Genomic DNA, 13,976 nt, shown 5'->3' on the forward strand with positions numbered 1-13,976 from the left:
CTATCGGGCTGACACCAACGCCAATCACGGCCTCAAGCCCTGCGCCGCGCCTGCGAGAGCGGATCAGCCGGGAGTTTAAAAGGGCGATCAGACAGCCCACCCTTGGTATCATCGCGCACACTTTTATGACGGTTTGATGGCTGGAAGGTCTTTTTTGTGAGTGTTCTTTTGCGTTGGTTGCGGCAGCCACATGCCCGCCTGTTTTCCCTGATTTTGCTGGTGCTGATCGTGCCGGTATGCCTGCGCGCGGCGTTGGGCTGGTCGTCGCCACTGGGCTATTTATCCGACCTGGCGATTGGCTGTTTGCTGGTGCTGTTGCTGCATCGCCGCGCGTGGTGGCTGGCGTTGCCGTTGCTGCTGTTCTGGGGGTTGCTGGTGGTGGCGACGGCCGAACTGGTCAGCGCTGTCGGTCGCCTGCCGAACCCATCCGACCTGCATTACCTGATTGACCCGCAGTTCGTGGAAAACTCCACCGGTGGCGGCCTTGCCCATCCGGCGCTGGGCGTGGCCCTGTTGCTGGCGCTGCTGCTCTGGTTGTTGACGCGCTTCGCCAATCGCGCGCAGCCCGCTGCTGCCCTGCCCCGTGCCGTGTGGGCGGCCCCGGCGCTGCTGTTCGCCGCGCACTGGGGCGTGCAGAACCAGTGGCCGAACGATGAGGATCCGTGGCGCCTGTACAACCTGCCGCACCACTTGCTCGCCACGCAGGTGGCCGATCTGCAGTTGCAGGCCGAGGAATGGCTGGACGGTGACGTCGAAGAACCCGCGCCGCAGATGGCCGGGCTGACCGATCTGGATCTCAACGGCCACAAGCTGCTGGCCGCGCCGGGTCAGGCGCGCAACGTACTGATCATCGCTCTGGAAGGCATTCCCGGCGCTTACATCCGCGCCAATCGCGAGGCCATCGGCAGTCATTATCAGGAAGACCTGATGCCCAACCTCAGCCGCTGGGCCGAGCGCGGCATGAACACCCCGGATTACGTGCTGCATACGCACCAGACCATTCGCGGCCTGTACGCCATGCTCTGCGGCGATTACGACAAGCTCAACAACGGCACGCCCAAAGGTGTGGAGATGCTCACCCAGCAGGAGCGCAATCAGGCCTGCCTGCCGGCGCAACTGCGGCAGAACGGCTTCAGCACCCATTACCTGCAAGGTGCCGGTCTGCGTTTCATGGCCAAAGACAAAATCATGCCGCACATCGGCTTCGATGCGACCCATGGTCTGGAATGGTTCACCAACGCCAACTATCTGGAGTTCCCGTGGGGCAAGGATGACAAGGCGTTCTTCGAAGGTGCGCTGGATTACGTCGGCCAACTGAAGAAGCAGAAGCAACCGTGGATGCTCACCCTGTTGACCGTCGGCACCCACCAGCCCTACTCCGCACCGGAAGAATATCTGGCGCGCTACGAGACGCCGAAACAGGCCGCTGTCGGTTATCTCGACGATGCGCTGGAGCAGTTTCTCAGCGGCCTCGAACGTCAGGGCGTGCTGAAAGACACGCTGGTGGTGATCACCTCGGACGAATCCCACGGTATCGACGGCGTGCGTCTGGCGTCGTCCTGGGGCTTCAACCTGACCCTGGCCCCGGAACACGAACAACTGCCGCGACTGAATGCCGGGGTGTACGGTCATGTCGATCTGAGCGCATCAATCCTCGACTATTTCGATCTGCCGGTGCCGTCGGCGCTGAGCGGCCGTTCGCTGTTCCGCGACTATGACAGCGGGCGTGAAATCATGTCCTACACCAACGGCAAGCTGCGCTACCACAACGGCCAGGGGATTTTCTCCGAGTGCGACATGCCGCGCCGTTGCCGCTACTACGAAAGCCCCGGCTTCATTGCCGAGCGCGCCACCTTCAAGGGCAATGAAAGCAGCCAGCAGGCCCGACAGATTGCCGCGCGGGCCATGGCGCTGGACCTGTCGCTGTTGCGCACGCCGCTCAATCAGCGCTACCAGTTCGGGAGCAACAACGTCATACCGCTGCAGGCACAGATCAAGGATGACTGGGCCGACAACCTGATCGGCGCGCAGTATCTGGAAATGCCCAAGGGCTCGCATACCCGCGTGCGCCTGACCGTGCGCTCGGTGGATCCGCAGCAGGCGGCGTACATTCAGCTCAAGGCCAAGGAGTTCGAACAGGACGTGCAACTGGGCCTGCCGACCGAGATGGTCGCCACGGCCGATCAGCCGCTGGAGATGGATTTCAGCTTCGACAACCCGCAACAGCGCAAGGCCTTTTCGTTTCACTTGCTGGGTTATGGATTGGGTGCGGTCGAGGTCACGGATTTCAGTGTGATTACTGAATTGCCGGGGCAGGAAGATCCGCTGGATGCGTTGCCGGACGACGACACCGCGCAATCGAGCTGATGCCCCCGTGTAGGAGCTGCCGCAGGCTGCGATCTTTTGATTTTGTTTTTTTCAAGATCAAGATCAAAAGATCGCAGCCTGCGGCAGCTCCTACAGAGGGGCTAGGGCTATCAGAACGTCGTGCGTAAACCCACCTGAACGCTGCGCCCTTGCGCCGGTGCAATATCGCGCAGGATCGAACTGGCGTAACGCACGGTCTGGTTGGTCAGGTTCTCGGCGTTGACGAAGGCCAGCCATTTGCTCTGGCCGACATCGAAGTGGTACCCGACATTCGCCCCCAGCGTGGTGTAGCCATCGGTGCTGCTTTCGTTGGTCGGCACCCGATGTTGCGAGCTGGCGTGTTCGATATCGATCCGTGCCTGCCAGCGATCCAGTTCCCACAGCAAACCGCTGTTCAAGCGCAGCGGCGCGATGCGCGGCAGATCCTGACCGTTATCGAGGTTCTTGGCGCGGGTGTAATCGCCCGACAGCTCCAGCGCGAACTTGCCGTAGGCATTTTCGCCAAGCGTCCAGCGATCCTGCGCTTCGATGCCACTGAAGCGCGCGCGCACGCCCGAGTAGGTGTATTCGGGAATCCCGCCAGCATCCTCTTCGCCCTCGTCATTCAATGTGCGGCCGGTACCGAGCAAGCCGATGTAGTTGGAGAAGTGACTGTAGAACACGCCGACACTGCCTTTGTGCGTACCGTTGTCGAAACGCAGCGCGAGGTCGCTGGACACAGCTTTTTCTTTCGACAACCCGACATCGCCGACTTCATAGGTGCCAGTCGCGACGTGGGCGCCGTTGGCGTACAACTCATAGAACGTCGGCGCGCGCTCGGTGTAGCCGAGTGTCGCGGCGACCGACCAGACCGGCGTCAATGTGTACACCGCGCCGGACGACAGGCTGCCGGCGGTGAAACTGCTGGAGCGGTCGGCATTGGCGAAGCGCTCGTTGCCCTTGGCATCCGGGTCGACTGTGGTGTGTTCCAGTCGACCGCCAAGGGTGAACAGCAGACGATCGGTGGCTTGCAACTCTTCCAGAATGAACAGGGCACCGGCGTCGGTATCGGTGTGTGGCACGAACGCTTCTTCGCCCAGTGCCGAGAATTCGTTGCGGCTGACCTGAGCGCCGATCACCCCGTTGAACGGCCCCAGTGGTTGATGCCGGGCCTCAACCCGCGCTTCGTAGCCCTTGTTCTTGAACGTGGTGCCGACTTCACCGCCCTCGATTTCCCGATGCTCATAATCGGTGTAACCGGAGTCGAATTTGACCGAGCTGAACGGGCCGTCGAGGTTGCGGATTTCCGAGGCGAACGCGTAGTGCTCCTGCTGCATGCGGATGCGCACGTCGTCTTCGGCGGGCGAGCCGTAGTTTGAATCGTAATTGCTGTAGGACAGACCGGCGTAACCGTCATCCCAGGTGTAGGAACCGCCGACGGCGCCGCCATCCTGACGGCCGTCGCTGTTGGCCAGCCGACGCTTGCGCGAGTCGCCGTCGTCGTTGGCGCGTGCCGCGCCGGTCTTGGCGTAACCGGGAATCTTCAGGTCATTGAACTCGCGGGCGCTGGCGTCCAGGTGCAAGGCGAACTGCCCGTTGCCGGCCTCCAGCTTCCCCGCGCTGCTGCGGGTGGTGTCGGCGCCGCCGTAACGCAACTCGCCCGCACCGTGAATGCCGTCGATGGCTTCGGTGGGGATGCGGTTATCGAAGGTGTTGACCACCCCGCCGATCGCGCTGCCGCCGTACAGCAGCGCCGCCGGGCCACGGACGATTTCAATGCGCTCGACGTTGACCGGGTCCAGCGGCACCGCGTGGTCGTAGGACAGCGACGAGGCATCCAGCGCGCCGACGCCGTTGCGCAGGATGCGAATGCGGTCACCGTCCTGACCGCGAATGATCGGCCGACTCGCACCCGGGCCGAAGTATGACGAGGACACGCCGGGCTGTTTGTTCAGCGTCTCGCCGAGGCTGCCCTTTTGCTGCAACGTGAGGTCGTCGCCGCTGAGCACGGTCGAGGGCGATGCGAGGGTCTGGCTGCCCAAAGGATTGCCGGTGATGACTTGTGGTTGCAGTTCGAGCGGTTCGGCGGCGAACACGGGTGAGGCAATCAGCAGCGCGGCGGCCAGCGGAGTCAGGCGTCGTTGAAGGGGTTGGGAACGGGCAGGCATTTCAGAACTTCCGTGAGCAGAAAAATGAGGATCGCTGCCGGCGTTTGGCAAATAACGCTGGCAGAAACAGAATGAAATCTTTTTCATGTTATACAATAACATTTCTTTCTGTCATCACGATTTTTCGCAGCAAGCGCTCAAGAACAAGGATCTACAGGTTTGTCTGAGGGTTTGGCCGCCTGCGCAATAGCAAAAAACCGCTGAAAGGCTGCGCCTATCAGCCTCCAATAGTCGGCCTATTAGCTGACTGTCCAAGTCGGGTCTAGCCTTACTAGTCCGAAGTCGGCACGAGCCGGCCGCACAAGACCTGATAAGGATCCGAACATGGCAAACGAATCGAAATGCCCGTTCAACCACGCCGCCGGTGGTGGTACGACGAACCGTGACTGGTGGCCGAATCAACTGAACCTGAAGATCCTCAGCCAGCACTCGCCCAAGTCCGATCCGCTGGGCAAGGACTTCGACTACGCCAAAGCCTTCCAGAGCCTGGACTTCCAGGCGCTGAAACAAGACCTGCGCGCGCTGATGACCGACTCGCAGGACTGGTGGCCAGCCGACTTCGGCCACTACGGCCCGCTGTTCATCCGCATGGCTTGGCACAGCGCCGGCACCTATCGCACCGCCGATGGCCGCGGTGGCGCCGGCTCCGGACAACAGCGTTTCGCCCCGCTCAACAGCTGGCCGGACAACGTCAGCCTCGACAAGGCCCGGCGCCTGCTGTGGCCGATCAAGCAGAAATACGGCCGCAATATTTCCTGGGCCGACCTGATCGTGCTCACCGGCAACGTTGCACTGGAATCCATGGGCTTCAAGACCTTCGGCTTCTCCGGCGGACGTCCCGATGTCTGGGAACCGGACGAAGACGTCTACTGGGGTTCGGAACACGAATGGCTCGGTGGTGACAGCCGTTACGGCAAGGACAAATCGGCCATGCAGGAACCTGGTGACGGCACGCTGGTGGCTGAACCGGATCTGCACGGCAAAGAGGAAAGTCGCACCGATCAGGGCGAACGCAATCTGGAAAATCCATTGGCCGCCGTGCAGATGGGCCTGATCTACGTGAATCCGGAAGGCCCTGAAGGCAATCCCGACCCGGTCGCCTCCGGTCGCGATATCCGCGAAACTTTCGGTCGCATGGCCATGAATGACGAGGAAACCGTTGCGCTGATCGCTGGCGGTCACGCCTTCGGCAAGACCCACGGTGCCGGCCCGGCCGATAATGTCGGGCCTGAGCCGGAAGCGGCCGGGCTGGAAGAACAAGGCCTTGGTTGGCGCAACGCATTCGGCACCGGCAAAGGCGCCGACACCATCACCAGTGGCCTGGAAGTGACCTGGACCACCACTCCGACCCAGTGGAGCAACAACTACCTGGAAAACCTGTTCGGCTTCGAGTGGGAACTGTTCAAAAGCCCGGCCGGTGCGCACCAGTGGAAACCGAAAAAACGGCGCGGGGGCTGGCACCGTTCCACACGCGCACGATCCAAGCAAAAAACTCTCGCCAACCATGCTCACCTCCGACCTGGCGCTGCGCTTCGACCCGATCTACGAGCCGATCGCCCGTCGCTTCCTGGCCAACCCGGATCAACTGGCCGACGCCTTCGCCCGCGCCTGGTACAAGCTGATCCACCGCGACATGGGCCCGCTGTCGCGCTACCTCGGCCCGGAACTGCCCAACGAAGAACTGCTGTGGCAGGACCCGATTCCCGATGCCACTCACCCGTTGATCGACAGCAACGATGTGGCGGCGCTGAAAAGCAAAGTGCTGGCGTCCGGCCTGTCAGTGTCACAACTGGTTTCCACCGCCTGGGCCGCCGCATCGACCTTCCGTGGTTCGGACAAACGTGGCGGCGCCAATGGCGGGCGTCTGCGTCTGGCACCGCAGAAATTCTGGCAGGCCAACCAGCCGGAGCAGCTGGACAAGGTACTGAAGACCCTTGAGGACATTCAGAACGAGTTCAACGCCGGTTCATCCGGCAAGAAAGTCTCGCTGGCGGACCTGATCGTGCTGGCGGGTAACGCCGGGGTTGAGCAAGCGGCGAAAAACGCCGGGCACTCGGTCTCTGTGCCGTTCAATCCAGGTCGAACCGATGCGACTCAGGAGCAAACCGACGTCGAGTCGTTTGGTTTCCTCGAACCGATTGCCGATGGTTTCCGCAACTACAGCAAGGGCAAATACACCGTTTCCGCTGAAGCGTTGCTGATCGACAAGGCGCAACTGCTCACCCTCTCCGCTCCGGAGATGACCGTACTGGTCGGTGGTCTGCGGGTATTGGGGGCCAACGTCGGGCAAAGCCGGCATGGTGTGTTCACCTCGCGCACTGAGACGCTGAGCAACGACTTCTTCACCAACCTGCTGGACATGGGCGTGGAGTGGAAACCGACGTCAGCGGCAGCGGACGAGTTCGAGGGACGTGACCGTAAAACCGGCAGCGTGAAGTGGACAGCGACGCGGGTTGATCTGGTGTTTGGTTCCAACGCGATACTGCGCGCGCTGGCCGAGGTGTATGCGAGTTCTGACGCGAAGGAACAGTTCGTGAATGACTTCGTGGCGGCGTGGGCCAAGGTGATGGAGCTGGATCGGTTTGACCTGAAGTAACGCAATAAACTGTAGGAGCTGCGGCACGCTGCGATCTTTTGATCTTGATTAAACAACCAGAATCAAAAGATCGCAGCCTCGTTTCACTCGACAGCTCCTACACCGATTTGTGTACGACGCAAAAACTGTAGGAGCTGCGGCACGCTGCGATCTTTTGATCTTGATTTAAAAAACCAGAATCAAAAGATCGCAGCCTCGTTTCACTCGACAGCTCCCACAGGGTTTTGTGTTCGCCTGAAATATTGATCAGGCGAGCGTTACGCCAGGCTTTTGCTCACCACTTCGTACACGTCGCTCGACAACTGCCCCGAAGCCCGAATCCGCTCCAGCTCAGCCTTCATCAGTGCCTGCCGCGCAACGTCGTATTTACGCCAGCGAGTCAGCGGCGCCAGTTGCCGCGAGGCGATCTGCGGGTTGAAGCCGTTCAGCTCGATCACCAGATCCGCGAGGAAGCGGTAGCCCGAACCGTCGGCGGCGTGGAAGTTGATCAGGTTCTGCCCGGCAAACGCACCGACCAGCGCACGCACCTTGTTCGGGTTCTTGATGTTGAACGCCGGGTGCTGCATCAACGCCTTGACCCGCGCCAGACCGCCCGGCAAGGTGCTGCCGGCCTGCACGCTGAACCACTGATCCATGACCAGCGGATTGTCCTTGAAGTGCTCGGCGAAAGTCGCCAGCGCTTTGGCCTTCTGTTCTTCGAACGGCGAGTTGACCAGCACCGCCAACGCGGTGAGGCGCTCGGTCATGTTGTCGCTGTTTTCGAACTGTTCCTGCGTAGCAGCCAGCACTTCCGGCTTGCCGCTGAGCATCAGGTACGACAGCGCAATGTTCTGCAGCGCGCGACGGGCAAAGTGTTCAGCCTCTGCCACGTATGGCGTCTGCTTCGACAAATCGCGGTTGGCCTGATAACGCAGCCACAGCGCTTCGAACAGGTTGTCCGCCAGTTGCTTGCGGGCAAACTCGCGAGCGATGTGGATCGCCTCGACATCCGCCACTTCGCTGATTTCGGTCAGATACGCTTCGCTCGGCAGCGAAAGCATTTCGGCGACCATGGCCTGATCCAGCGTCTCGTCGGACAGCACGGTTTTCAGCGCCGAGATCAGACGCGGATCAAGCACCAGGCTCTCGCCCTTCTGCTGCTGCGCGATCAGTTCCTGCAGCACCTGCACCGACAGCTGCTGACCGGCATCCCAGCGATTGAAGCCGTCACTGTCATGCTGCATCAGGAACATCAACTGGTCGCGGTTGTACGGGAAGCTCAGTTTCACCGGTGCCGAGAAACCACGCAGCAACGATGGCAGCGGGTGTTCAGCGATGTCGACGAAGGTGAAGGTCTGCTCGGCCTCGGTCACCGAGATCACGCGGCTGGTGCCCTGGGCCGACGCTTCACCGGCCAGACGCAGGGCAATCTCGTTGCCTTTGCTGTCGAGCAGACCGAGTTCGACCGGGATCACGAACGGCAGTTTTTCCACCTTGTCCGGGGTTTCCGGGCAGCTCTGGCGGAAGGTCAGGCTGTAGGTTTTCGCCGCGGCGTCATACGTCTCGCTGACCGCCAGACGCGGCGTGCCGGCCTGGCTGTACCAGCGTTTGAACTGGGTCAGGTCGACACCGTTGGCATCTTCCATGGCCTTGACAAAGTCGTCGCAGGTCACGGCCTGGCCGTCGTGGCGTTCGAAGTACAGGTCACTGCCCTTGCGGAAACCTTCGGCGCCCAGCAGGGTGTGGATCATGCCGACCACTTCCGAGCCTTTTTCGTACACGGTCAGGGTGTAGAAGTTGGAAATCTCGATGAAGCTGTCCGGACGCACCGCGTGGGCCATGGGACCGGCATCTTCGGCGAACTGGTGGGTACGCAGGTACGCCACGTCCTGAATGCGCTTGACCGTGGCCGAGTTCATGTCCGAGGAGAAACCGGCGTCACGGAACACAGTGAAGCCTTCCTTGAGCGACAGCTGGAACCAGTCGCGGCAGGTCACGCGGTTGCCCGACCAGTTGTGGAAGTATTCGTGGGCGACGATTGCCTCGACCCTCTGATGCGCGGCGTCGGTGGCGGTTTCGGCGCGGGCCAGCACGGCGCTGGAGTTGAAGATGTTGAGGCCCTTGTTCTCCATCGCGCCCATGTTGAAGTCGTTGACGGCGACGATCATGAAGATGTCCAGATCGTACTCGCGACCGTAGACCTCTTCGTCCCAGCGCATCGACTTCTTCAGACTGTTCATCGCGTGCTGGCACTTGTCGATGTTTTCCGGCTCGACGTAGATGCGCAGCGCGACATTGCGCTGGGTCATGGTGGTGAAGGTGTCTTCGACGCACCACAAATCACCGGCCACCAGCGCGAACAGGTACGCCGGTTTCATGAACGGGTCTTCCCAGGTCGCCCAGTGTCGGCCGTCTTCGCCCGGGCCGGAGGCAATCGGGTTGCCGTTGGACAGCAGCACCGGATAGCTGTGCTGCTCGGCGACCACCGTGGTGGTGAACTTGCTCATCACGTCCGGGCGGTCGAGGTAGTAGGTGATCTTGCGGAAGCCTTCGGCCTCGCACTGGGTGCAGAACATCGTGCCGGACTTGTACAGGCCTTCCAGCGCGGTGTTGGTTTCCGGGTGGATCCTGACGCTGGTGTCGACCGTGAAGCTGGCGCTGGCCGGCTGCAGGGTCAGGGTGTTTTCGCTCAGCTGATAATCGCCGGCGCTCAGTTCCTGGTCGGCCAGGGTCACCGACAGCAGCTCCAGCTGCTGGCCGTCAAGTACCAGCGGCGGCAGGCCCGGGCCACGCTCCGGGTTGCGGCGCATCACCAGTTGCGCGTGGACCAGGCTGTGGTCCTCGAACAGCTCGAAGGTCAGGTGCGTCTCGTCGATCAGGTACTCGGGCGCCTGATAGTCCTTCAGGTAAATCATCTTCGGTTGTTCGGTGCGCATGCTGGAATCCTTATTGATGCACGGCGAGCTGATAGGCCGTGTATTTACGAATGTTGATCACGCCGGTGTCGAAAATCAGGTACTGACCTTTGATCCCCAGCAGCGTGCCTTCGGCAATCGGGTTCTTGTCCAGGTTGAAGCTGACGATTTTGGCCGGGTATTGCTCGACCGGATAGCGGATTTCGAGAGGTTCTACATCGGCAATCGTCTGAATTGCTTGTAGGCCGAATCGCTGTTGCAGACCTTGCAAGCCCTCGGCGCAGCTTTCAAACAGTTGATCGCGCACTTGCGCCAGATCCACCGCCGCCGCATCGCCCTTGAGCAAGGCGCGCCAATTGGTCTTGTCGGCCACCTGACTGCGGAACAGGTCTTCGACGAAGCCCGACTGCTGGCGCGTCGATACGCGCATGATCGGCAGCGCCTGACTCGCGCCCTGATCGAGCCAGCGGGTCGGCAACTGCGTGGCGCGGGTGATACCGACCTTGATCCCCGACGAGTTGGCCAGATACACCACATGATCAGTCATGCAGAACTTCTGACCCCACTCTGGCTCCCGGCAGGTACCGGCCTCGAAGTGACAACGCTCCGGGCTCATGATGCACAGATCGCACTGCGCCAGTTTGGTCATGCACGGGTAGCAGTAACCCTGGCTGAAACTGGTTTTGGTCTTGCGCCCGCAATGGGTGCAATGAATCGCCCCCAGGTACTCCAGACGCACCGTGGTGCCGATCATGGGATTGACCGGGACCTCGACGTCATCCAGACGAAACGCGTATTGCACATTCGGCCCGTCCAGGCGCGCCGACATTTTGCTGATTGCACCGCGGCCAATCTCGATCAATGGATGGCATCCGACTTGAACAGGATGTTCGGCACTTCGATCGACTTCGACGCACATTCCTGCGGGCCCATGTAACCGGTGCGCTGGTCTTCCGGCAGGTTCTGGATTTCCCAGGCGATCATCGCCTGCAGCGACAGCTCGCGCTGTTCGGCGGTGAGTTTGCCGCCGTCGGACCACTTGCCGATTTCCACGGCCAGTTTCAGGCTCTCGTAGATGTCCGGGGTGATGTTCTTGATCATGTCGTTAAAAGAGGACATCAGGGTCTCCGTGCTCTTTATTCACTTAAAATTTCAGGCGGCCAGTTTACGGCGGTTATACAAACCGCCCAACAAACCGGTGAAGCATCCGATGAGTAACCCGCTGACGTGCGCGGCGTTGGCGATCTGGCCGAAACCGATCATCGAGACCAGTCCGGACATGCAAATCACCAGCCACACCAGCATCATCACCAGCACGCCACGCGGCAGGCGATACGCGGGGTTCGGCGCCAGCAACTGGAAAATCCAGCAGTGGCCGAGCAAGCCGTAGAGCACGCCGGACAGGCCGCCGAACAGGCTCGGGCCGCTCCAGGCAAACTGCGCGTAGTTCGACACCAGGCTGAACAGCAGCGTCAGGCCGAGCAGATTGATGCTGCCCTGACGCGATTCGATGCGCCGCCCCAGCTCCCAGTACCACATGCCGTTCATGGCCAGGTGCAGGATGCCGAAGTGCAGCAGCATCGGCGTGAACAGGCGCCACCACTGCCCCGCCGCCAGGCTGTCGGCCAGCGGCGTGAACTGGATGTACTCGCCGACCACGCGGAAGTCGAGGAAGGTCAGCCAGCGAATGGTGTCGAGGTTGTCGCCCAGATAGGTCAGGCCGCCGACCAGCAGGCTCAGCAGCAGGATCAACCCGGTGGCCTTGGCGTGTTTGAGTTGCTCGGCGAAGCTCGGACGCTTGAAAGTCGGCGCCAGCGGGATGTCCAGTTGCTGATCGGGGTCACCGGCCGGGAAGCGCTCGTACAGCGAACGTACGTCTTCGCTGATTTCCGAAGGTGCCCACAGCACCTGCTCGCCCGCCTCTTCGCTGACCCGATGCGGCACTTGCATCCGTTGCAGCAGTTTGACGAAACCGCTCAAATCCACCGCCAACGGCAGACGCAATACCGCTACCGCACTCATTGCAGCACCTCCGGCCGCTCGACATCGACCCAGACAAATTTATGCGGATCCAGACGTGTTTCCTGATCCAGACGATAGGCCACCAGTTTGCCGTAGAGCACCGCGCTGTAATCGAGACACGCGAGGTTCGGGCGGATCGGCGCCGGTTTGCCGCTGCGCCAGTAGTGGCCGACGAACAGCAACGGCTCGTCGATGCCATAGCGCAGCAGATTGTTTTTTTCGCTGGAAGTCAGCGGCTTCTGCGCCACCGGCTCCGGCAGTGCATCTGGCTGGAAGACGATGTCACCGTAGGTTTTCGGATCATCTTCCCAGAACTTGGTGCGAAAGAACGAACGCACCAGACCGTCGCCACTGGTCATGGTCAAGCCATCCGGCAGGCGCATGTCGGTGCCGCGCAGCAAGCGGTCGAACACGGTGCAGGCGAAACTGCCGGGCACGGCCGAGGCCTGGAGAAAGTGCTCGTCGATACGCGCATCGGGAAACAACCCGCGCAACGGTTCGATCAGGCTGGCATCCCAACAGGCGTGCACCACACGGAAACGCCCGGCATCGACCACCAGCGGCAGCTCGTAGAACCAGTTGAGGAAGTCATGCCAGTCGCCCGGATGGTCTTCGAACTGGGTCAGGGTTTCGTGCAGCAGACGCGCGTGGCGCGGCGTGTGCTCACGCACGAACTGCTTGCCGCTGCCCGGCAGCGCCGGGGTGCTCCAGCCCAGTGCATTGAATTCGTGGTTGCCCATGATGCACAGCGCCTGCCCGGCCTCGACCATGTCGTGGACGATGTGCAATGCCTCGCGGATTCGCGGGCCACGGTCGATGATGTCGCCGACGAACACGGCCATGCGCGATGGATGCCGCCAGACCCCGCCCTGCTTGTGATAACCGAGACGGTCAAGCAAGTGTTCGAGGGTCAGGGCGCATCCGTGCACGTCACCAATCAAGTCATAACTGCGCGCGGGATCGAGCATCAGTCGCCTCCACCACCCAACTTGCTGCCCCAGCCGAGCTTGGTCCGGCAGACTTCGTAGTAGTTGTGGTCGAGCGGGTGAATCAGCCGCAGCTTCTGCGCTTTCTTGCTCACGGTGATGGTGTCGCCCGGCGCGCAGGTGAAGTGGTTCTGCCCGTCGCAGGAGACTTGCGGGTAAATCTGCATGTTTTTCGACACGACGATTTTCAGCTCACTGTTGCCATCGACCACAATTGGCCGGCTCGACAACATATGGGGGTACATCGGCACGATCACAATGGCATCGAGCTTGGGATGCATGATCGGGCCACCGGCCGACAGCGCGTACGCGGTGGAACCGGTCGGGGTGGCGACGATCAGGCCGTCGGCCTTCTGACTGCAGACGAACTGACCGTCGATGTACAGCTCGAACTCGATCATCCGCGTCGATTTGCCCGGGTGCAGCACCACGTCATTCAGCGCATCGCCCTGGCCGATGGCCTCGGCATGCCGGCGCACTTCGGCTTGCAGCAGAAAGCGGTTTTCTACCAGATAGTGGCCGTCGAGCACCTTGGCCACTTCGACTTCCAGCTCATCGGGACGAATGTCGGTGAGAAAGCCGAGGCTGCCACGGTTGATCCCCAGCACTGGAATATTGTGCTTGGCCAACGCGCGAGCGGCACCGAGCAGGCTGCCGTCACCGCCAACGACGATGACCATGTCGCAGACTTCGCCGAGCATCTTGCGTGACGAGGTTTGCAGGCCATGGCCCGGCAGGACTTCGGCGATGGTGTCTTCGAGAATCACGTGCAGGTGACGATCGAGCAGAAAGCGTTTCAGTCGGCGGACGGTATCCAGCACCTGGGAACTGCCCAGACGACCGATGATGCCGATATTACGAAATTGCTCCATGGGACCTCTGCGGACAATCGAAAACGCGAAAAACACGATTATGGGCGAAAGCCCGCCATAGACAAAATCCTTTCAGCCTCAAGGGTGCGCGC

General features: G+C 61.2%; 8 protein-coding genes and 1 pseudogene. 2 read left to right on the forward strand and 7 right to left on the reverse strand.

The window, feature by feature from the left end; all coding sequences use genetic code 11:
- Window positions 1–156 precede the first annotated feature (156 nt).
- Entirely contained in the window at window positions 157–2,367 is a 2,211-nt protein-coding gene (locus tag LOY52_RS15235; protein ID WP_258674779.1) for an LTA synthase family protein, read from the forward strand.
- A 110-nt stretch (window positions 2,368–2,477) separates the two neighbouring features.
- Here LOY52_RS15235 and LOY52_RS15240 read toward each other — a convergent pair whose 3' ends face one another.
- Window positions 2,478–4,514 (reverse strand): TonB-dependent receptor, encoded by a 2,037-nt coding sequence (locus LOY52_RS15240; protein ID WP_258674781.1) that lies wholly within the window; start codon window positions 4,512–4,514, stop codon window positions 2,478–2,480.
- Between the two features lie 324 nt (window positions 4,515–4,838).
- On the opposite strand from LOY52_RS15240, the pseudogene katG reads away from it, so the two are divergent.
- Window positions 4,839–7,110, forward strand: a pseudogene (gene katG, locus LOY52_RS15245) (catalase/peroxidase HPI).
- Window positions 7,111–7,367: 257 nt separating this feature from the next.
- Here the strand turns inward: katG and pepN are convergent.
- From pepN to LOY52_RS15275, 6 genes are read right to left on the reverse strand one after another with little or no spacing between them, the layout of a single operon-like run.
- On the reverse strand, window positions 7,368–10,025 hold the full coding sequence (gene pepN, locus LOY52_RS15250) for an aminopeptidase N (protein ID WP_258674783.1): 2,658 nt from the start codon (window positions 10,023–10,025) through the stop codon (window positions 7,368–7,370).
- 10 nt (window positions 10,026–10,035) lie between these two features.
- Window positions 10,036–10,866 carry a DUF2797 domain-containing protein gene (locus LOY52_RS15255; RefSeq protein WP_027613137.1) on the reverse strand — a complete coding sequence of 277 codons (831 nt, stop codon included), beginning with the start codon at window positions 10,864–10,866 and terminating at the stop codon, window positions 10,036–10,038.
- The gene (locus tag LOY52_RS15260) at window positions 10,863–11,123 is read right to left on the reverse strand and encodes a YeaC family protein (RefSeq protein ID WP_003224178.1); all 261 of its coding nucleotides are present in this window, start codon (window positions 11,121–11,123) and stop codon (window positions 10,863–10,865) included. Before LOY52_RS15260 ends, LOY52_RS15255 begins: the two co-directional genes overlap by 4 nt.
- A gap of 33 nt (window positions 11,124–11,156) precedes the next feature.
- Window positions 11,157–12,026, reverse strand: a complete 870-nt coding sequence (locus LOY52_RS15265; RefSeq protein WP_027613138.1) for a rhomboid family intramembrane serine protease — start codon at window positions 12,024–12,026, stop codon at window positions 11,157–11,159.
- Entirely contained in the window at window positions 12,023–12,997 is a 975-nt protein-coding gene (locus tag LOY52_RS15270) for a metallophosphoesterase (RefSeq protein WP_372241222.1), read from the reverse strand. Before LOY52_RS15270 ends, LOY52_RS15265 begins: the two co-directional genes overlap by 4 nt.
- A complete protein-coding gene (locus tag LOY52_RS15275; protein ID WP_003224174.1) occupies window positions 12,994–13,884 on the reverse strand; it encodes an NAD(+) kinase in 891 nt (296 codons plus the stop codon). The genes LOY52_RS15270 and LOY52_RS15275 overlap by 4 nt, the downstream gene beginning before the upstream one ends.
- Window positions 13,885–13,976 lie beyond the last annotated feature (92 nt).

The organism is Pseudomonas sp. B21-051, from assembly GCF_024748795.1.
Lineage (GTDB): Bacteria > Pseudomonadota > Gammaproteobacteria > Pseudomonadales > Pseudomonadaceae > Aquipseudomonas > Aquipseudomonas putida_A.